The sequence below is a fragment of the Crenalkalicoccus roseus genome, from assembly GCF_004761865.1.
Classification (GTDB): Bacteria; Pseudomonadota; Alphaproteobacteria; order Acetobacterales; family Acetobacteraceae; genus Crenalkalicoccus; species Crenalkalicoccus roseus.
Genome location: NZ_SJDM01000002.1, coordinates 233277 through 253451 on the forward strand (window position 1 = coordinate 233277; position 20175 = coordinate 253451).

The 20175-nt window shown below is 72.0% G+C and carries 17 protein-coding genes; 11 read left to right on the forward strand and 6 right to left on the reverse strand.

From position 1 onward, the window contains the following. Positions 1-17 precede the first annotated feature (17 nt). The 8 genes from ET526_RS03255 to ET526_RS03290 all read left to right on the forward strand — a co-directional run bounded on the left by ET526_RS03255 (position 18) and on the right by ET526_RS03290 (position 8337). Positions 18-959, forward strand: coding sequence for an ABC transporter permease (locus tag ET526_RS03255; RefSeq protein WP_135466224.1), 942 nt, complete (start codon positions 18-20; stop codon positions 957-959). Continuing rightward, positions 959-1894 carry an ABC transporter permease gene (locus ET526_RS03260; RefSeq protein ID WP_135466225.1) on the forward strand — a complete coding sequence of 312 codons (936 nt, stop codon included), beginning with the start codon at positions 959-961 and terminating at the stop codon, positions 1892-1894. Before ET526_RS03255 ends, ET526_RS03260 begins: the two co-directional genes overlap by 1 nt. A 3-nt stretch (positions 1895-1897) precedes the next feature. After that, entirely contained in the window at positions 1898-2890 is a 993-nt protein-coding gene (locus ET526_RS03265; RefSeq protein ID WP_135466226.1) for an ABC transporter ATP-binding protein, read from the forward strand. Beyond that, on the forward strand, positions 2887-3915 hold the full coding sequence (locus ET526_RS03270) for an ABC transporter ATP-binding protein (protein ID WP_135466227.1): 1029 nt from the start codon (positions 2887-2889) through the stop codon (positions 3913-3915). Before ET526_RS03265 ends, ET526_RS03270 begins: the two co-directional genes overlap by 4 nt. Positions 3916-3990: 75 nt before the next feature. Further along, the gene (locus ET526_RS03275) at positions 3991-4350 is read left to right on the forward strand and encodes a hypothetical protein (protein ID WP_135466228.1); all 360 of its coding nucleotides are present in this window, start codon (positions 3991-3993) and stop codon (positions 4348-4350) included. A 110-nt stretch (positions 4351-4460) separates the two neighbouring features. Further along, complete coding sequence (locus tag ET526_RS03280) at positions 4461-4964, forward strand: (2Fe-2S)-binding protein (RefSeq protein ID WP_135466229.1); 504 nt, start codon at positions 4461-4463, stop codon at positions 4962-4964. A gap of 54 nt (positions 4965-5018) precedes the next feature. After that, positions 5019-7403 carry a xanthine dehydrogenase family protein molybdopterin-binding subunit gene (locus tag ET526_RS03285; RefSeq protein WP_135466230.1) on the forward strand — a complete coding sequence of 795 codons (2385 nt, stop codon included), beginning with the start codon at positions 5019-5021 and terminating at the stop codon, positions 7401-7403. 136 nt (positions 7404-7539) lie between these two features. After that, positions 7540-8337, forward strand: coding sequence for an FAD binding domain-containing protein (locus tag ET526_RS03290; RefSeq protein WP_135466231.1), 798 nt, complete (start codon positions 7540-7542; stop codon positions 8335-8337). 226 nt (positions 8338-8563) lie between these two features. On the opposite strand, the gene ET526_RS03295 is transcribed toward ET526_RS03290, so the two are convergent. From ET526_RS03295 to ET526_RS03315, 5 genes are all read right to left on the reverse strand, one after another. Next, positions 8564-10981, reverse strand: coding sequence for a penicillin acylase family protein (locus ET526_RS03295; protein WP_135466232.1), 2418 nt, complete (start codon positions 10979-10981; stop codon positions 8564-8566). Positions 10982-11151: 170 nt separating this feature from the next. Then, entirely contained in the window at positions 11152-11436 is a 285-nt protein-coding gene (locus ET526_RS03300) for an I78 family peptidase inhibitor (RefSeq protein ID WP_135466233.1), read from the reverse strand. Beyond that, entirely contained in the window at positions 11433-12944 is a 1512-nt protein-coding gene (locus ET526_RS03305) for an aldehyde dehydrogenase family protein (RefSeq protein WP_135466234.1), read from the reverse strand. The genes ET526_RS03300 and ET526_RS03305 overlap by 4 nt, the downstream gene beginning before the upstream one ends. A gap of 93 nt (positions 12945-13037) precedes the next feature. Beyond that, positions 13038-14606 carry an alkaline phosphatase gene (locus ET526_RS03310; protein WP_158295472.1) on the reverse strand — a complete coding sequence of 523 codons (1569 nt, stop codon included), beginning with the start codon at positions 14604-14606 and terminating at the stop codon, positions 13038-13040. 114 nt (positions 14607-14720) lie between these two features. Next, the gene (locus ET526_RS03315; protein ID WP_158295473.1) at positions 14721-16034 is read right to left on the reverse strand and encodes an MEDS domain-containing protein; all 1314 of its coding nucleotides are present in this window, start codon (positions 16032-16034) and stop codon (positions 14721-14723) included. 201 nt (positions 16035-16235) lie between these two features. Between ET526_RS03315 and ET526_RS03320 the strand changes: the two genes are divergently transcribed. Genes ET526_RS03320 through ET526_RS03330 form a run of 3 tightly spaced genes read left to right on the forward strand, consistent with a single transcriptional unit; the run spans position 16236 to position 19398 of the window. Continuing rightward, positions 16236-17444: a CaiB/BaiF CoA transferase family protein gene (locus ET526_RS03320; protein WP_135466237.1), complete on the forward strand. Its 1209-nt coding sequence runs from the start codon at positions 16236-16238 to the stop codon at positions 17442-17444. Next, the gene (locus ET526_RS03325) at positions 17441-18295 is read left to right on the forward strand and encodes an alpha/beta fold hydrolase (protein ID WP_135466238.1); all 855 of its coding nucleotides are present in this window, start codon (positions 17441-17443) and stop codon (positions 18293-18295) included. Before ET526_RS03320 ends, ET526_RS03325 begins: the two co-directional genes overlap by 4 nt. A gap of 35 nt (positions 18296-18330) precedes the next feature. Further along, entirely contained in the window at positions 18331-19398 is a 1068-nt protein-coding gene (locus ET526_RS03330; protein WP_135466239.1) for an alpha/beta fold hydrolase, read from the forward strand. Here ET526_RS03330 and ET526_RS03335 read toward each other — a convergent pair. Next, complete coding sequence (locus ET526_RS03335) at positions 19305-20162, reverse strand: aminoglycoside phosphotransferase family protein (protein WP_135466240.1); 858 nt, start codon at positions 20160-20162, stop codon at positions 19305-19307. The genes ET526_RS03330 and ET526_RS03335 overlap by 94 nt on opposite strands. Positions 20163-20175: the final 13 nt, after the last annotated feature.

The following is a 20175-nucleotide window of genomic DNA, read 5'->3' on the forward strand; positions in this document are numbered from 1 at the left end:
GAGCAGCCTGACACACCATGCTCGCCTACGTCGTCCGCCGCATACTGGCGACCATCCCCGTCATGGCGGTGGTCGCGCTGTTCGTCTTCAGCCTGCTCTACATCGCCCCGGGCGACCCGGCGGCGGTGATCGCGGGCGACCAGGCGACGCCCGAGGATGTGGAGCGCATCCGCGCCTCGCTCGGCCTCGACCGGCCCTTCCTGGTCCGCTTCGGGGAATGGGTGATCCGCATCCTGCAGGGGGACCTCGGGGTCTCGATCTTCACCAACCTGCCGGTCACGACGATGATCGCGCAGCGCATCGAGCCCACCCTCTCGCTGATGGTCCTCACGCTCATCCTGGCGGTGGTCGTCGCCATCCCGATGGGCGTGCTGGCGGCCTGGAAGCAGGGCACCTGGATCGACCGCGGGGTCATGGCCTTCGCCGTGCTCGGCTTCTCGGTGCCGGTCTTCGTGGTCGGCTACCTGCTCGCCTACGTGTTCGCGCTCGAGCTGGAATGGCTGCCGGTGCAGGGCTACACCAGCTTCAGCGCCGGTTTCTGGCCCTGGCTCGAGAACCTGATCCTGCCCGCGGTCGCGCTCGGCAGCGTCTACATCGCGCTGATCGCGCGCATCACGCGCGCGACGATGCTCGAGGTGCTGAGCCAGGACTACATCCGCACCGCCCGCGCCAAGGGCGCGAGCCAGGGCAGCATCCTGTTCCTGCACGCGTTGAAGAACGCGGCGGTGCCGATCGTGACCGTGATCGGCATCGGCATCGCGCTGCTGATCGGCGGCGCGGTGGTGACGGAGAGCGTCTTCGCCATTCCCGGCCTCGGCCGGCTGACGGTGGATGCGATCCTGCGCCGGGACTACCCCGTGATCCAGGGCGTGGTCCTGCTGTTCAGCTTCATCTACGTGCTGGTCAACCTGGCGATTGACCTCGTCTACACCCTCTTCGATCCGAGGATCCGGTACTGATGGCCTCCGCCCATACCGCGCCGCTCGGCCTCGCCGCGGAGTCCCGCCCGCCCGTCGCGGCCGCCCCCCCGATGCCGGACGTGCTGCCGCCGGTGAAGCCCCGCCGGGGCCTCGTGGGCTTCGTGTACCGCCACCCGACCATGGCGATCGGCGGCTTCCTGCTGCTGGTGATGATCTTCATCGCCGTCTTCGCGCCCCTGCTCTGGACCGTGGACCCGACCGCCCTGGCCCCGGCGCGGCGCACGCGCGAACCCTCCCTGGAGCACTGGTTCGGCACCGACATGCTGGGCCGGGACGTCTATTCGCGCGTGATGTACGGGGCGCGGGTATCGCTGATCGTGGGCTTCGCGGTCGCCATCCTCTCCTCCGTCATCGGCCTCGCCATCGGGCTGGTCTCGGGCTTCATCCGCGTCGCCGACGGCATCATCATGCGGATCATGGACGGTCTGATGTCCATCCCGCCGATCCTGCTGGCGATCGCGCTGATGGCGCTCACCCGCGGCTCGGTGCAGAACGTCATCATCGCCATCACCATCGCCGAGATCCCGCGCGTCTCGCGCCTGGTGCGCGGCGTGGTGCTGTCCTTGCGGGAGCAGCCCTACGTGGAGGCGGCGGTGGCGGCGGGCACGCGCACGCCGATGATCATCCTGCGCCACATCCTGCCGAACACCCTCGCGCCGATCACCGTGCAGGCGACCTACATCTGCGCCTCGGCGATGATCGTGGAGGCGATCCTCTCCTTCATCGGCGCCGGCACCCCGCCCATCATCCCCTCCTGGGGGAACATCATGGCGGAGGGGCGCGCGCTCTGGCAGGTGAAGCCCTACATCGTGTTCTTCCCCGCCCTGTTCCTCTCCATCACCGTGCTCGCGGTGAACCTGCTGGGCGACGGCCTGCGGGACGCGCTCGATCCGCGCATGGCGAAGAGGCTCTGACGCATGGCACTGCTCGAGATCGAGAACCTGCAGACGCACTTCCGCACGCCCGACGGGGTGAACCGCGCCGTGGACGGCGTCTCCTTCAACGTCGAGGCGGGGGAGACGCTGGCGGTGGTGGGCGAATCGGGCTGCGGCAAGTCCGTCACCGCCATGTCCATCCTGCGCCTGATCCCGGAACCGCCGGGCAGGATCGCCGGCGCCATCCGCTTCCAGGGGCGCAACCTGCTCGAGCTCTCCGACCGCGAGATGCGCGACATCCGCGGCAACGAGATCAGCATGATCTTCCAGGAGCCGATGACCAGCCTGAACCCGGTGCTGACCGTGGGGCGGCAGATCGGCGAGACGCTCAGGCTGCACCAGGGGCTGAACCGCCAGCAGGCCGAGGCGCGGGCGGTGGAGATGCTGCAGCTTGTCGGCATCCCGGAGCCGCAGCGCCGGGTGCGGGAGTATCCGCACCAGCTCTCGGGCGGGATGCGCCAGCGCGTGATGATCGCCATCGCGCTCGCCTGCAACCCGAAGCTGCTGATCGCGGACGAGCCCACCACCGCGCTCGACGTCACCATCCAGGCGCAGATCCTCGACCTGATGCGCGACCTGAAGCGCCGCGTCGGCGCGGCCATCGTTCTCATCACCCACGATCTCGGCGTGGTGGCGGAGGTCGCGGAGCGCGTCGTCGTCATGTATGCCGGACGCAAGGTGGAGGAGGCGCAGGTTGGCCCGCTGTTCCGCACGCCGCGCCATCCCTACACCCAGGGGCTGCTCGGCTCGGTGCCGAAGCTCGGCTCCTCGCTCACCGGCACGGAGACGCGGCTGGCGGAGATCCCCGGCCTCGTCCCGAGCCTCAAGCAGAAGATCCCGGGTTGCGTCTTCGCCAGCCGCTGCCCGCACGCGACCGACCTCTGCCGCGAGGTGGCGCCGGCGCTGGAGGAGAAGGCGCCCGGCCATGTCGCCGCGTGCCACTACGCGGCCAGGGAAGGGGCAATGGCGGCATGAGCAGGCCGATCCTCGAGGTCAAGGACCTCAAGAAGCACTTCCCCATCCATGGCGGCTTCTTCGGCGGCGTCACCGGCCATGTCTATGCGGTGGACGGCGTCTCCTTCGACATCGCCAGGGGCGAGACCCTGTCGCTGGTCGGCGAGTCCGGCTGCGGCAAGTCCACCGTAGGCAAGGCGATCCTGCGCCTCTTCCCCATCACCGCGGGCCAGGTGGTGCTGGACGGCACGCGCATCGACGACATGCCGGCCGGCAGGCTGCGCCCGCTCCGCCGCCGCATCCAGGTGGTGTTCCAGGACCCGTTCAGCTCGCTCAACCCGCGCATGCGGGTGCGCGACATCCTGGCCGAGCCGATCCGCAATTTCGGCCTGGCGAAGGGCAAAGACGAGATGGAGGAGCGGGTCGCGGCGCTGATGGACAAGGTGCGCCTGCCGCGCGACGCGGTGGGGCGCTGGCCGCACGAGTTCTCCGGCGGGCAGCGCCAGCGCATCGGCATCGCCCGCGCGCTTGCGGCCGAGCCGGACATCATCATCTGCGACGAGGCGGTTTCGGCCCTCGACGTGTCGGTGAAGGCGCAGATCGTGAACCTCCTGCAGGACCTGCAGAAGGAGCTCGGCCTCGCGATGCTGTTCATCTCGCACGACCTCGCCATCGTCGAACACATGACGCACCGCGTCGCCGTCATGTACCTCGGCAAGATCGTGGAGGTGGCGCCGAAGCGCGAGTTGTTCGCCGCACCGAAGCACCCCTACACCGAGGCGCTGCTCTCCGCCGTGCCGGTGCCGGAGCCGGGGGCGCAGCGGCAGCGCATCATCCTCAAGGGCGACGTGCCAAGCCCGATCAACCCACCGAAGGGATGCCGCTTCCATACCCGATGCCCTTACGCTTTCGACCGCTGCCGGGTGGAGGAGCCGCCCCTGCGGCCGTTGGAGGCGGGGCACCTCGCCGCCTGCCACCTGCACGACCGCCCGGCGGCCGAGAACCCGTTGGCCGGCGCCAGGGGGGGCGCGCTGCTGCCCGCCTGATCCCTCCGCCCGGATCGCCGGCGGCCCCGGGCGCCCGCGGCCGCCGGGCGGGCGGCCAGTGAGGGGAGGCGCGCCTTGGCCGAGCCGGTGATGCTCGAGGTGCGCGAGCGGCGCAGCCCGTTCGGGCGCTTCTGCAAATGGGCCTTCTGGATCTTCCAGGGGGTGATGCTGCTGCTGGCGCTCGGCACCTGCGCGGCGGTGACGCCCTACCTGGCCGATCCCGACCCCGAGGTCGCGATGGGGGCGGGCATGTTCGGCGCCCTGGCGCTCGGGGCGCTGTGGGCGATCTGGCCCGGGGGCACCGTGATCCTGGGGGTGCTCGTCCTGCTGACGCGGGGGCGCAAGCGCCTGATCCCGGCGCCGGACGGCGCCGCCGCGCCGTCGGGCCGGAGCCGCGGCGGCGGCAGCGTGCCGCCGACCGGACCGCCCCGCTGACGCCGTTTCGCGGCGCTTGACGGAGAGGCGGGCGCGGGGTGAGCTTTCGCATCATGCGCGGTCCCCCGGGCCGCCGGCCATTTGCGAACGGAATCCTTGGGAGGCGCGGAATGCCGCAGGTGACGCTGACCGTGAACGGCAAGTCCCACACGGTCGAGGTTGAGGGCCGCACGCTGCTGGTCGAGCTGCTGCGGGAGAAGCTGCGCCTGACCGGCACGCATGTCGGCTGCGACACCAGCCAGTGCGGCGCCTGCGTCGTGCACGTGAACGGCGAGAGCGTGAAGTCCTGCACCCTGCTCGCCCTGCAGGCCGATGGCGCGCAGGTGACGACGATCGAGGGTCTGGCGAAGCCCGACGGCACGCTGCACCCGATGCAGGAGGCGTTCCGCGAGTACCACGCCCTGCAGTGCGGCTTCTGCACCCCGGGCATGGTGATGGCGGCGATCGACCTGGTGCAGAAGCATCCGCAGGGACTCTCCGAGCGGGAGATCCGGGAAGGGCTGGAGGGCAACCTCTGCCGCTGCACCGGCTACCACAACATCGTCAAGGCGATCGCCGCCGCGGCCGAGGTGATGCACGGCCGGCGCTCGGAGATCGCGCGCGCCGCCGAGTAGCGGGCGGCCCGCCGCTGCGGGCATGGCTGGCGTCAGGGGGTGGGAGACGGTCCAATGAACGTGGTGGTTCCCTTCGAGGGCATCGGGGCCAGTGTGAGGCGCAAGGAAGACCCGCGCTTCCTCTCCGGCCGCGGGCAGTACACGGACGACATCGTCCGCCCGAACCAGGCCTATGCCTGTATCCTGCGCAGCCCGCACGCCCACGCGGCGATCCGCGGCATCGACACGGCCGCGGCGAAGGCGATGCCGGGCGTGCTCGCGGTCTTCACCGGCGCCGACATGGCCGGCATCGGCGGCCTGCCCTGCGGCTGGCAGATCCACAGCAAGGACGGCTCGCCGATGGCCGAGCCGAAGCACCCCGTGCTGGCCGAGGGCAAGGTGCGCCACGTCGGCGACCCCGTCGCGGTGGTGGTCGCGGAGACGCGCGCCCAGGCCAGGGACGCGGCCGAGGCGATCGTCGTGGACTACGAGGTGCTGCCCGCCGCCGCGACCATGGAGGCGGCGCTCGCCCCCGGCGCGCCGGCGATCCACGAGGGCGCGCCGGGCAATATCTGCTACGACTGGCATCTCGGCGACAAGGCGGCGACCGACGCGGCCTTCGCCGCGGCGCACAAGGTGGTCTCCTTCGAGACCTCCAACAACCGCCTGGTGCCCAACGCCATGGAGCCGCGCGCGGCGATCGGCGACTACGACACCGCGACGGGCGAGTACACGCTCTGGACCACCAGCCAGAACCCGCACGTGATCCGCCTGCTGATGGGCGCCTTCGTGCTGCAGATCCCGGAGGCGAAGCTGCGCGTGATCGCGCCCGATGTCGGCGGCGGCTTCGGATCCAAGATCTTCCACTACGCCGAGGAGGCGATCGTCACCTGGGCCGCCGGCCGCCTCGGCCGCCCGGTGAAGTGGACGGCCGATCGCACCGAGAGCTTCATGTCCGACGCGCACGGCCGCGACCATGTCACGAAGGCGGAGCTAGCGCTGGACAAGGACGGCAAGTTCCTGGCGCTGCGCGTCTCCACCCTCGCCAACATGGGTGCCTACCTCTCCACCTTCGCGCCGAGCGTGCCGACCTACCTCTACGCCACGCTGCTCGCCGGCTGCTACACCACGCCGGCCATCTATGCCGAGGTGAAGGCGGTGTTCACCAACACCGTCCCGGTGGACGCCTATCGCGGCGCCGGCCGGCCGGAGGCGACCTTCCTGCTGGAGCGGCTGGTGGACATCGCCGCGGCGGAGATGGGCATGGACCGGATCGAGATCCGGCGCCGCAACTTCATCCCCCCCGACGCCTTTCCCTACCAGACGCCGGTGGCGCTGCAGTACGACAGCGGCAACTACCACGCGACTCTGGACGCGGCGCTGCAGGCCGCCGACTGGGCCGGCTTCGAGGCCCGGCGGGCGGAGGCGGCGCGGCGCGGCAGGCTGCGCGGCATCGGCTGCTCCACCTACATAGAAGCCTGCGGCATCGCGCCTTCCGCCGTGGTGGGCTCGCTTGGCGCGCGTGCCGGCCTCTACGAGGTCGGCACCATCCGCGTCCATCCCACGGGCAGCGTGACGGTGCTGACGGGGGCGCACAGCCACGGGCAGGGACATGAGACCACCTTCGCCCAGCTTGTCGCCGACCAGCTCGGTGTGCCGCTGGCGCAGGTGGAGGTGGTGCACGGCGACACGGCGCGGGTGCCCTTCGGCATGGGCACCTATGGCAGCCGCAGCCTCGCCGTCGGCGGCTCCGCCATGGTGAAGGCGATGGACAAGATCATCGCCAAGGGCAAGCGCATCGCCGCGCACCTGATGGAAGCCTCGGTCGAGGATGTGGAGTTCGACCGCGGCACCTTCCGTGTCGCCGGCACCGACAAGACCAAGTCGCTCGCCGAGATCGCCCTTGCCGCCTATGTCCCGCACAACTACCCGATCGAGGAGCTGGAACCGGGGCTGGAGGAGACCGCCTTCTACGACCCCAAGAACTTCACCTATCCCGGTGGCTGCCACATCGCCGAGGTGGAGATCGACCCCGAGACCGGCCAGGTGCAGGTGGTGAACTTCACCGCCGTGGACGATGTGGGCCGCGTCATCAACCCCATGATCGTCGAGGGCCAGGTGCAGGGCGGGGTGGCGCAGGGCGTCGGCCAGGCGCTGCTGGAGCAGGCGGTCTACGACGCGGAGGGGCAGCTCCTCTCCGGCAGCATGATGGACTACTGCCTGCCGCGCGCGGAGGACCTGCCGCCGGTCGGCGTCGCCACCCATACCACCCTCTGCACCCACAACCCCCTCGGCGTGAAGGGCTGCGGCGAGGTGGGGGCGATCGGCTCCCCGCCGGCGGTGATCAACGCGGTGGTGGACGCGCTGCGCGACTACGGCGTGCGCCACATAGAAATGCCGGCGACGCCGCAGAGAATCTGGAGCATCATCCATGCCAAGCGGCCGGCGGCCGCCGAATAGAACGGACCCCGGAGGAGCGGGATCGGCCGCAGGCGCGGACCCGCCCTCCGCATGAACAGACAGGGCCGCTTCCGCGATGACGGTCGGGCGGGAACGGCCCCACCCCTACGGCCCAAGCAGTCGGGAGATCGGTTCCATGTACGACTTCGCCTACCATAAGCCGGGTTCCGTCGCCGATGCGGTGAAGCTCCTCACCGCCGATCCGGAGGCGCGGCCGATCTCCGGCGGCCAGACCCTGCTGCCGGCGCTGAAGCACCGGCTGAACCGGCCGACCGCGCTGGTGGACCTTTCCGGCATCGCCGAGCTCAAGGGCATCCGCAAGGAGGGCGACACGCTGACCATCGGCGCCCTGGCCCGGCATGTCGATGTGGCCGAGAGCGCCGAGGTGACCTCCGCCATCCCCGCGCTGGCACGGATGGCGGCCAATATCGGCGACATCCAGGTGCGCAACCGCGGCACCATCGGCGGCAGCGTCGCCAACAACGACCCGGCGGCGGACTATCCGGCGGCCGTGCTCGGCCTGGGCGCGACCATCGTCACCGACAGGCGGCGCATCGCCGCGGACGACTTCTTCCAGGGCATGTTCACCACGGCGCTGGAGCCCGGGGAGCTGCTTGTGGCGATCGAGTTCCCGATCCCGGAGAAGGCCGGCTACGCCAAGATGCGCAACCCGGCCAGCCGCTACGTCATGACCGGCGCCTTCGTCGCCCGGCTCAGATCGGGCGAGGTGCGCGTCGCCATCAACGGCGCAGGTCCCTGCGTCTTCCGCCAGGCGGAGATGGAGAAGGCGCTTTCCGCCAACTGGTCGCCAGAGGCGGTGGCGAACATCCGGCAGTCCCCGGAGGGGCTGAACAGCGACATCCATGGCAGCGCCGAATACCGCGCGCACCTCGTCACGGTGATGGCGAAGCGCGCCGTGGCCGAGGCCGGCTGATACCGCCGGCGGCATCGCCGGACGCATCCGCGCGCAGGGGTTGCCGGGGTCCCATCGCGGCGGGCCGCGATGGGGCCCGGACGCAAGCTCACGCGATTGCCAGCGGCCGCAGCACAGCCATCCGCGCGGATGCGGCCGCGGGCAAGAGCCTACCCTGCATGCGGCGCCAGGGCGGATCCCGCTCGGCGGTTTTGCTGGAACAGGCTCCGCCCTGGCGCGCCAGCCTTCAGGGCCGGAGGCGCAGCCGGCCGTGCGGCGCCGCGACCTCGCGCTCCAGCGACAGCATCTCCCCATCCCGCCAGGCCCCGACCAGGTCGCCCCAGTGGCGCGACAGGGGATGGCCGGACTGGCCGGTGGCGATCACCGCCAGCGTCCGCTCCGGATCGGCAAGATCGGCGACGAGGCGCATGCCCGCGCCGTGCACGTTCTCCCAGGGGTTGGGGCGCCCGGTGCCGCGGAAGCCGCCGCGATTCACGGTCTCCCCGTCCCCGCCGGTCGGGACCTCGAGCCGCGTCAGCGGCCCAAGCAGGGGCAGGTGGCGCAGCACCGGATGCTCGAACCGCACGACATGGACATGGCCCCACCGCCAGGCGGCGGGATCGGGGCCATGCTCGGCCTGCAGCTCCTCCACCACCTCCACGAGGGTCTCGGCCGCCATCGCGCGGCAGTCGCCGCCGCACCACCAGGCGCCGCGGCCATCGGGGCGCATGAGGAAGCCGATGAACTCGGCGCCGACGATCCACGCACCGGGAGGCACGCCGGCATTCTCCAGGGCGCGCCGGCCCAGGCGCACCTTCCAGGCGTTGTAGATCAGCGGCTGCGGCAGGTCGGCGCGGATGTCGCCATCCCACGCGCGCAGCAGGTCATGGGCCCGCCCCGCCGCGCCGTCCGGGCGGGGCAGGGCGCGGAACAGCGCCTGCGGCGCCACCACCAGCTCCCGCGCCAGGAGCGAGACCGTGTCGAGCTGCATGGCGGCGAAGCCCGCGGCATCGTGCCGCCCCTCCGCTGCCGTGCCGGTCCCCCCGCTCGCGGCCAGCATCTCACCGATGCGGCGAAAGCGCCAGTCGCCGAACCAGTCGCGCCCGAGGAAGACCGGCCAGTCCGGCGGGCTGACGCGATTGTTGGCGTTGACCAGCACGCCGCTCTCCGGCCTTTCCACATGCGGCATCTCGTCGAACGGCACCCAGCCGATCCAGCGGTGGCTGTCGTCCCAACCGGGCGCCGGCAGGGTTCCGTCCCCGCCCCGGCGGAGGGGCGTGCGGCCGGTCAGGAACAGGCCGATCCCCCCATCCGCCGCCGCTACCATCAGGTTCTGCGGCGGGCTGGTGATCAGCGCCGCGGCGGCGCGCGCTTCCGCGAGGCTGCGGGCGCGGTTCAGCGCCAGCAGCCCGGAGGCGGCGCTGTCCGGCGTCGCCAGGTTGGCCATCGCCACGGCGAGGGCGGTGTCCTCGCCGGTGGCGTAGGGGGCGAGGTCGGAGATCACCACGCCGTTGCGCGTCTCGCGCACGCGCAGCGTCACCGGCTCCCTGCCGCGCACCCGGATCGTCTCCTCGAAGACCCGGAAGGGCCGGGGTCCCTCGGGGGTCTCGTAGGTGTCGGGGCCGAGCACCCGCTCGACGAACACGTCCTGCGTGTCGGAATGCGTGGTGGTGAAGCCCCAGGCGATGCGCTCATTGCGCCCGAACACCATGAAGGGCACGCCGGGGCTGGTTCCGCCGGCCAGGACACGGCCTCCGGGCAGGTCGATGCGTGCCAGGTACCAGAGGATCGGGGCCTGGAAGGGCAGGTGCGGATCCGCCGCGAGCAGCGGCGCTCCCGAGGCCGAGTGCCGGGAGGCGACGGCCCAGGCATTGCTCGCGGCGGATGGCAGGGTTCCCGGATCCGGGAAGCGGGGCAGGGCCTCGGCGAGGCGGGCGAGCCCCGCCGGATCGAGCCGGCTCAGGGCGTCGGCATGCCATGGCTGGTCGGGCCGTCCGGCGGTTTCGTCGGCGGGCCAGAGCTCGTTCAGCCGCTCGGGCGGCAGCAGGGCGCGCAGGCGTGCCCGGTCAAGCTCGATCCGCCAATTGCCGGAGAGCCATACGCCCATCAGCTTGCCCCAGAGCAGGCTGTGCTCCGGCCGCCAGGGCTCTGGCGCACCGAGCAGCAGGAATTCCGGCGCGGCGAAGCGGCCGCGGGCGGCGATCCAGCCATTGACGCCCGCGGCATAGGCTTCCAGCAGGTCGCGCGTCTCCTCCGCCAGGGCGGCGAGGTCCGCCTCCGCCCGCCGCGCCAGGCCGAGGGTGCGCATGAAGCGGTCGAGCGGCAGCGCCTCGGCGCCGAAGAGCTCCGCCATCCGCCCGCCGGCGCTGCGGCGCATCAGCTCCATCTGGAACAGGCGGTCGCGCGCGTGCATCCAGCCGAGGGCCATCACCGCGTCGCGTTCCGTGGCGGCGGCGATGCGCGGAATGCCGTGGGCATCGAGCGTGATCTCGACCGGGGCGGAAAGCCCGGCGAGGCGCAGCGTCTGCTCGTGCGCCGGCAGGGTCCACCACAGCGCCGCCGCGGCGCCGAGCACCGCGAGCAGCAGCGTGGCGCCGAGGCCGAGCAGGAGGCGGCGCAGCCACGGCAGGGCGCGCCTTCGGGCTTGGGGATATCGTGGCGGCATGAGGGGGCGTCGTCAGCTTCCCGGCCTGCCCGCCCGTCATCCGCCCGCCATTCGGCCCGCGCGGGAGAGGCGCGGCAGGGCGGATGCCGCGCCCGCAGGACGGCGTTGTCCGAACAGGGATGCGGGGAAGGGGAGGGGCGGCCTTGGCCGCACCCTCCCGCGCATGGCGGTCAGCCGCAGCGGATGCTCTCCACCCTGCCGCCGCGTGCCCGCACCGTGACGCGATCGGGGCGGTGATCCATCGTCACCATGTCGTCGGGGCCGACCATGCGGACGGTGCGGATGCCCGGCATCCGCTCCAGCGCCGCCCGCGCCTCCTCCGCCGGGCGGCCGAGAAGGGCCGGGAAGCGGTCCTCGTTCCGGGCGCACTCCCCGCCGCCGGGCGGCGCCGCCTGTGCGCAGCCCAGGGCGGCCAGCAGCAGGGCGAGGCCGGCGGCGCGCGCCGGGCGCCTCATGCCATGTTCACCATGATGGTCTTCTTGTGGGTGAAGTGCTCCAGCATCGCCTCCAGCGAGGCCTCCTTGCCGAGGCCGGAGGACTTCACGCCGCCGTAGGAGAGGTTGGCCTGCACCACCAGGTTCTGGTTGATCTGCACGAGGCCGGCCTCCAGCCGGTGCGCGAGGTCGAGCCCGATCCTGAGGTTGTTGGTCCAGATGCTGGCGGCGAGGCCGTATTCGGAATCGTTCGCCTCCGCCAGCACGCTCTCCGCGTCGTCGAAGGGGGCGATGACGGTGACGGGGCCGAAGATCTCCTCGCGCACCAGCCGGCTGTCCTTCGGCAGGCCGGTGAAGATGACGGGCTGGATGAACAGGCCCTTCTTCAGGGCCGGGTCGTCGGGCAGGCGGGAGCAGACATGCGCGGTGGCGCCGGGGGTGCGCCTGCCCTCCTCGATGAAGCCGCGCACCTTCTCGAGCTGGCCCTCGGAGACGATGGTGCCGATATCCGTCCTCTCATCCAGCGGGTCGCCCATCACCATCCGGTCCACCGCCTCCTTCATGGCGGCAACGAACCTGTCGTAGATCGGGCGCTCGACGTAGATGCGGCTCGCCGCGGTGCAGCTCTGCCCCTGGCGGGTGAAGCGCATGGAGGTCAGCGCGCCCTGCACCGTCCTCTCGAAGTCGCAATCGGCGAAGACGATCATCGGCGACTTGCCGCCGAGCTCCAGCGTGACCGGGATGATCTTCTCCGCCGCCGTCTTGTAGACGATCTTTCCGGTCTCGACCGAGCCGGTGAAGGTCACCTTCCTCACCAGCGGGTGCGACACGAGCGGGGCGCCGCATTCGGGCCCGAAGCCGGAGAGGATGTTGAACACGCCCGGCGGCAGCACGCGGTTCAGGAGCTCGCAGATGCGCAGCACCGCGAGCGGCGCCTCCTCGGCCGACTTCACCACCACGGAGTTGCCCGCCACCAGCGCCGGCGCGATCTTCAGCGCCATCAGCAGCATCGGCACGTTCCAGGGAATGATGGCCCCGACCACGCCGAGCGGCTCGCGCACCGTCACGGAGAGCACCTTCGGGTCGAAGGGCACGCTCTCCCCCTTCAGCTCGCCGCCCAATCCGCCGTAGAATTCGAAGATGTCGGCGACGACGTTCGCCTCCACACGGCTCTCGGTGCGCAGCGCCTTGCCGGTCTCGAGGGCGATCAGCCTCGCCAGCTCCTCGGCATGCTCCTTGAGCAGCGCCGAGCACTGATGCACCAGGGCGCCGCGCTTGCGGGCCGGCACCTTCGCCCATTCCTTCTGCGCCTTCGCCGCGTTCTGCACCGCGGCGTCCACATCGGCCGCGTCGCCCTCCGCGGCGCGGGCCACCTCCGCGCCGGTCGCCGGGTTCACCACCGGGAAGGTCCTGCCCGAGCGCGCGGGCACATAGCCGCCGCCGATGAAATGATGGCCGGACAGCGCCTTGGCGAGGGCGAAGGGATCGGTGGTCGGCTTGGCGGGGGTCGGGTGCGGACGGTCGAGCATGGGGGCCTCCCGAGGCTGTCGGCCCGACAATGGGCCGCGGCACCGGGTGCGGCAAGGGCCGGCCCGCATCGCCCGGCCCCGCCGCGGCCCGCCTCAGGCGAACCAGCTTCCGGTTGCTTCGTAGTTGGCGGTCACCCGGGCGGCGAGCGCGTTCCAGTCCACCGCCGGGGCCAGCGGACCCGCCGGGTCCGGCACCGCTGCGCCGACGAACCAGCTTCCGGTCGCCTCGTAGTTGGCGGTCACCCGGGCGGCGAGCGCATTCCAGTCCACCGGCTCGGCCATGGTGTCGGATCGCGTGATGCCCATGGCGACGGCCATGGCATCGAACAACTCGTTGTGCTGAAGCCAGTACTGCATTTCCTCCGGCACGCCAAGATTGGCAAGGCCAGGGTCGGGGCGCGTCGCCAGGGTGGCGATCAGGTCGCTGCCAGCGCCATGGGCCCAGATCGGCACCAATTCGTTGGTGTGGGTGTTAGAATGCCACTGTACCAACGGCAGCTCGCCTTGGCCCCGGCCGATGATGGGCTGGAAGAAGACGGTGTCCGAGTCCGGCCCAAGCATGAGGCCGTTGCCGTGATCCGTAGTGACGATGACGAGCGTCTCGTCCCAGCTGCTGTAGGCTTCGACCCAGCGGACCACTGCCTCGACGGAGCGGTTGAAGTCCACCTGCTCCTCGATGATGCGCGGCAGATTGTTGGCGTGCGCAGCCCAATCCACGGCGCCGCCCTCGATCATCAGGAAGAAGCCTTCGGTGCTGTCCTGCAGCACGCGCAGGGCGCCGAGGGTCATGGTCTCAAGGCTGGGCACTCCCTCGTTGAGGGGGTCCATGCCGTCGCCGTCGCGGTTGTACTGCAGGGTGTTGGCGACCCGGGCGGTGCCGAGGATCCTGTCGCCGGGTGTGAGGTCGAAAGTACCGGCGGCCAGCGCCTCGAAATCCTCCAGGCTGTCGATGAAGCGGTAAGCGGTGCGGCCCGCCAGGAGATCAGCGAGAGTCTCCTCACCGCCAACGAAGCGGAAATGGCCGGGCGCAGGCTCGCGCGGCTGAGCGTTGTCGTCATAGAAGGGATGCCCGGCCCCCATGACGACCCTGGCCTGCCCCTCCTCCACGATCTGCCGCGCAATGCCCACGTAATCGTTGCGCGTGGCGTTCTGGGCCAGAAAGGCGGCGGGCGTCGCATGCGACCATTGCACGCTTGTGACGACTCCAAGCTCCCGGCCGCTCTCCACCGCCAGATTGCCGATGTGGAGCAGCGGGTTGCCGAAGTTGTCGACGTTCAGTGCGTTGTTGTAAGTGAGCTGCCCGCTGGCGATGCCGGTGCCAGCGGCGGCGCTGTCGGTCCAGGCTGCGCGGAGATAGTCGTACCCTTCGAAGGACGGGGCGTAACCCCGATAGGACTGCGTGGAGGGCGTATCGGACCAGGCGCGGGCCGGATCGTACCCCACCTCGGATTCCACCGAGAAGGTTGGGGTGGAGGAGGTGTTAAGGGGGAAGGTCGACATGAAGCGGGCGACCTCGAAGGCATCATACGCCTCCTTGCCGAGTTCGCCGTGCCGCCAATAGCTCGCGGCCTCCCAGGTGGAGTAGCCGGCGCCATCCGAGATGAGCAGGATGACGTTCCTGGCGGCGCCTAACGCCACTTCCCAGCCTGTCTGCAATTGCATGAGGAATCTCCGTGCCTGTCTGGGCGGCCGTGCGCAGCGCCCGGGCATGGTATCGACGGTCGTGATGACAGGCCGGCCACGCCGACGTAGAGGAAATGTTAAGTTCCGGCCGCGTTAAGACGCCGGCGTCGGCTGGGCGGCGCCCTGGAAGGCCAGGCGCCAGACGGTCCACGCGCCCTCCCGCGTCAGCGCCGCCCGTCCGCCGACCTGCCGCGCCAGCGCCTCGGCGAGGGTCAGGCCGGCGCCCCGCGCGACGGCGGGCACGGGCGGCGCTGACGCGGGAGGGCCGATCCCGTCATCGCACACCATCACCATGCCCTCCGCCTTCCCGGCGGGAGCCCGGAAGGCGAGGCGCAGGACGCCGCGCCTCGCGTCCGGAAAGGCGTGTTTGAAGGCGTTGGCGATCGCCTCCGAGGCGGCGAGGCCGAGCGGCACGGCGGTGTTCAGGTCGAGGCGCCCCGCCGAGGGCGCGACCTCGATCCGCACCCGCTCGGCCATGCCGTAGCTCGCCGCCGTTGCCGCCGCGAGGCTGCCGAGATAGGCGGCGAAATCGATGCCGCTGGTATCGCCGCCCCCGTACAGGGCCTCATGCACCAGGCTCATCGCCTTGATGCGCCGCAGGGTCTCGGCAAAGGCCTCCCGGCCGGCCGGGTCGGCGCCGCGCCCCGCACGCAGCCGGAGCAGGGCGGCGACGACCTGGAGGTTGTTCTTGACCCGGTGGTGCACCTCCCGCAGCAGAACCTCCTTCTCGGCGAGCGCGCGGCGAAGCTCGGCGGTGCGCCGTGCGACCCGCGCCTCGAGTTCGGCATTCGCCTGGCGCAGCGCCTCCTTGGCCCTTGTCACCGAGGCGCTCTCGATCATCGTCCAGGCGCCGCGCCGGCGCGCCAGGGCGAATTCGTGGTTCTGCACCACGTCCATCGCCTCGCCCGCATCGCAACGGAGGGTGCAGTAGCTGCACAGGGCAAGGACGCGCCGGCCGCAGAAGCAGGCGCTGACCTTGCGCTCGTATTCGGTGAAGGAGTCCCAGTCGTCCGCCTCGAGGAAGTAGGTGTTGCCGGTCAGCCGGAAGCCGGACCAGCCCCTGGCCAGCGCCGTCTCCTTCCGCCGCATCCACCCGGCGATCACCGCATCGGCCCCGGCCTTGCCACCGCCCTGCAGGTACCATTCGTCGTGGTCCAGGATCTCAATCTGGCCGCGGGCCATGCGCCGGTCGAGGTCGGGAACCGCGGTGCGCAGCGCGTCGGCGGCGTCGGCGGCGCGCAGGGGGGTGGAGGTCACCCACATGCACTGCTCGTTGGCGAGGAGGCCGGCCCTGAAATACGGGACCAGAGTGTCCACTAGATCCGCCGCCGTCTCGTAGAACTGGCAGAAATGCGTCCCCCAGGGGACGGCTCCCACCGCCTCGATGCCGCTGTCGACGTGATCCATGTGGGGCGGACTCCGCTCCGGAAGGCGGAAGGCATCCCATGCCGTGCCGGCCGCCGCCATGCCAGCCCCGTATCATGCCCGCCGCGCCTTGTGATGCCGGGGCAGGGCGCGGCCGGCAGCGGGTTCCGCCACGGCCCGCCGCGGACTATAGGATGGAGCGGGCGAGAGGGCCCATGGCCGGCAGACAGGCAGGAGACAGGAATGGAGCAGGCGCCGAGCGGTCCGCTGAAGGGCATCCGGGTGCTGGATCTGACGCGCGTGCTGGCCGGGCCCACCTGCACCCAGATGCTGGGCGACCTCGGCGCCGAGGTGATCAAGATCGAGCGGCCGGAGGCCGGGGACGACACCCGCGGCTTCGCGCCCCCCTTCTGGCCGAACACGAGGGAAAGCGCCTACTTCCTCGGCGTCAACCGCAACAAGAAGTCGCTGACGCTCGACATAGCGAAGCCCGAGGGCCAGGCCGTCATCCACCGCCTGCTCGGGCATTGCGACATCCTGGTCGAGAATTTCAAGGTCGGCGCGCTGGCGAAGTACGGCCTCGGCTGGGAACAGCTCAAGGCGCGGCACCCGCGGCTGATCTACTGCTCGATCACCGGCTTCGGCCAGACCGGACCCTACGCGCCGCGCCCGGGCTATGACGCGCTGATCCAGGCGATGGGCGGCATCATGTCCCTGACCGGGGAGCCGGACGGGCCGCCGCAGAAGGTCGGCGTGCCGGTCGCCGACCTGTTCGCCGGGCTCTACGGCTGCATCGGCATCCTCGCCGCGCTGAACCACCGCCACCAGACCGGCGAGGGCCAGCACATCGACATCGGCATGCTGGACACGCATGTGGCCTGGCTGGCCAATCAGGGCATGAACTACCTCGCCACCGGCGAGAACCCGCCGCGGCTCGGCAACCAGCACCCGAACATCGCGCCCTACCAGGAATTCCCGACCAGGGACGGCTACATCATCCTCGCCATCGGCAACGACCCCACCTTCGAGCGCTTCTGCCGCGCCTTCGGCTGCGAGCACCTGCTGGCCGACGAGCGCTTCGCCACCAACCCGAAGCGCGTGGAGAACCGCCAGCTCGTCACCGAGACGCTGACGCCGGTGATGAAGTCGAAGACCACCGCCGAGTGGATCGAGGCGCTGGAGGCGCTGAAGATCGGCTGCGGGCCGATCAACACGCTGCGGGACGTCTTCGCCGACCCGCACGTGCTGGCGCGCGGCATGACGGTGGAGCTGCCCCATGCCAGCGGCGAGCGGGTGAAGGTGATCGCCAACCCGGTGAGGCTTTCCGCCACCCCGCCCGACTACCGCATCCCCCCGCCCGTGCTCGGCGAGCACACCGGGGCGGTGCTGGGCGGGCTGCTCGGCATGGCGGAGGAGGAGATCGCGGCGCTGAAGGCCAAGGGGGTGGTGTGACCCCCCGCCAGGGCGCGCTCCGCTACCTGCTGCCGCAGGGCTTCTTCACCCTGCGCTGGTGGGAGTGGGGGCCGGAGGCAGAGGAGGCGAAGGGCACGCCGGTGGTCTGCGTGCATGGCCTCACCCGCACGGGGCGGGATTTCGACGCCCTCGCCCGCGCCCTCGCCGCCGAGGGGCGGCGGGTGCTCTGCCCCGATCTGCCGGGCCGCGGCCTCTCCGACTGGCTGCCGGACCCCGCGCTCTACGTGCCGCCCACCTACGTCACGGCGCTGTCGCACCTGCTGGCGCGGCTGGAAGGGCCGGTGGACTGGGTCGGCACCTCCTTGGGCGGCATCTGCGGCATCGCCGTCGCGGCGCTGCCCGGCAACCCGGTGCGGCGGCTGGTGCTGAACGACATCGGCGCGCACGTGCCCAAGGCCGCGATCGGTCGCATCCGCGACTATGTGGGCCAGGAGGGCAGCTTCCCCGACCTCGCGGCGGTGGAGGCGCATCTGCGTCGGGTCCATGCCCCCTTCGGCGCGCTCTCCGACGCGGAGTGGCGCCACCTCGCCGAAACCTCCTGCCGCCCCGGCGAGGAGGGCGGCCTGCGCCTGCACTACGACCCGGCGATCGCCGTGCCGATCCGGGCGGCGGAGCCGGAGGCGATGGACCTCTCCCCCTTCTGGCAGCGGGTGCAGGCGCCGACGCTGCTGATCCGCGGCGCGGAGAGCGACCTGCTGCTGGCCGGCACCGCCGCCGAGATGGCGCGGCGGCCGGGGGTGGAGGTGGTGGAGATCCCCGGTGCCGGCCACGCCCCGGCGCTGATGGATCCGGCGCAGACCGCGCTGGTGGCGGCGTTCCTGCGGCGCTGACGCGACCGGCGCGGCTTCGGCGCGTTGGGGTGTCCATGCAGCCCCAGACCGTCCCGTTCCGCGCCCGCCCCCCCTGGTATGGCGGCACCCTGCAGACCCTGCGGGCGATCCGCATCCCGGTCAGCGCCTCGCTGCCCCACGGGGAGCGGCTGTGGCTGCCGCTGCCGGATGGCGACGCGCTGGCGGCGAGCCTGCACTTCCCGGAGGGGCGGCGCCCGCCCCCCCGGCCTCTCGCCGTGCTGGTGCACGGGCTGACCGGATGGGAGGACGAGCCCTATCTGCGCGACGCCGCCGCCGGGCTGCTGCGCCGCGGCTTCCCGGTGCTGCGCCTGAACCTGCGCGGCAACGACCTCAGCCGGCCGCGCAGCACCAGCCACTACCATCTCGGCCGCAGCGAGGATATCGCGGATGCGCTCAGGGCGCTGCCCGGTCCGCTGGTCGCCGCCGGCGTCCTGCTGGCCGGCTGGTCGCTCGGCGGCGCGCTGACGATCCTGACGCTGGCGCGCCACGCCGGGGCGGCCGGGATGCCGCGCCTGCTCGGCGGCGCGGCCATCTGCCCGCCGCTGCAGCCCGAACTCGCCTACGCCGCGGTGGATGCCAACCGGATCCTCGGCCGCGCCCTGCTGGCCCTGTACCGCCAGGAGGTGCTGGCGGTGCGGGCGCGGGACCTGCCGCCGCCGCTGCGCGAGGCGGCGAGGCGCGCCCGCAGCCTGCAGGAGTTCGAGGCCAGCGTCACCGCGCCCCGCTTCGGCTACCCCTCCTACGAGGTGTTCGTGGAGATGAACCGCCCGGCCGCCGCCCTGCCCGCGCTGAAGCAGCCGCTGCTGCTGCTGATGGCCGAAGACGATCCGCTGGTGCCGCCCGCCTCGCTCGAGGGCATAGACTGGGCGGCCTGCCCGGCGGTGGTGCCGCTGCTCGCCTCCGGCGGCGGGCATTGCGGCTTCTACGACAAGGCCCCGGAGGGGATGGCGGTGCGCATCCTCGGCGCCTTCTGCGAGGGCGTGGCGGATCAGGCGGAGAGCGCCTCCGCCGCGGCGAGCCAGGGAGAGGGATCCTCCCCGTCCTCGATCGCCCAGCAGGCGGCGAGCGCGGCGCTGGCATAGGCCCAGCCGGCCATCCGCGCCCGGTCGAGCCCCGCCGTCTCGGCCAGGATGGCGAGGCGCCGCGGGGCGCGGCGCAGCAGCGGCGAGGCCGGAGGGTTGCGAAGCAGCGCCGCCGCCTCGAAGGCCGGATCGCCGCAGAGGCCGCGCGGGTCCACCGCCCGCCATCCCGGCCCGTCGGCCAGGATGTTGCCGTGGTGCAGGTCGCCGTGCAGCAGCGCCGGCGCGGGTGCGGAGGCGGCGAGGTCCCGGAACAGTCCGGCGGCGCGGTCCAGCATCGGGCGGGGAAGGGGCCAAGCCCCGGCCAGGGCGCGGTCGAGCAGCCGCACCCAGCCGGCCGCCTCGGCCAGCAGCGCGCCGGGGGGCGGGGGGCGGCGCAGCGCCGCCATCACCGCCCCCGCCGCGCGGGTCGCCGCGTCGTCGTCCCGCGCCGCCAGCGCCGTGAGCGGGGTGCCGGGAGAGAGGCGCTCCAGCAGCAGCGCCCCTTCCGCCGGGTCGGCGGCGAGGAGGTGGGCGGCGCCGCTGCCACCGAAGCCGGCCAGCGCGTCCGCTTCCGCCCGCACCGCCTGGCCGGGCAGGGAGAGCTTCAGCACCGCAGGGCCCTGCGGCGCCTCGGCGGCGAAGAGCCGGGCGCCGGTGGCGCCGCCGGGGATCGGCGCGAGCCCGCGCAGCGCCCAGCGCTCCGCGAGCGCCGCGGCGCGGGCGGGCAGCCCGGCCTCCCAGGCGGTGCGGCGGGCGCGGCGGCGGGGCGGGGAGGCGGTGTTCACGGAACGTCGCGCC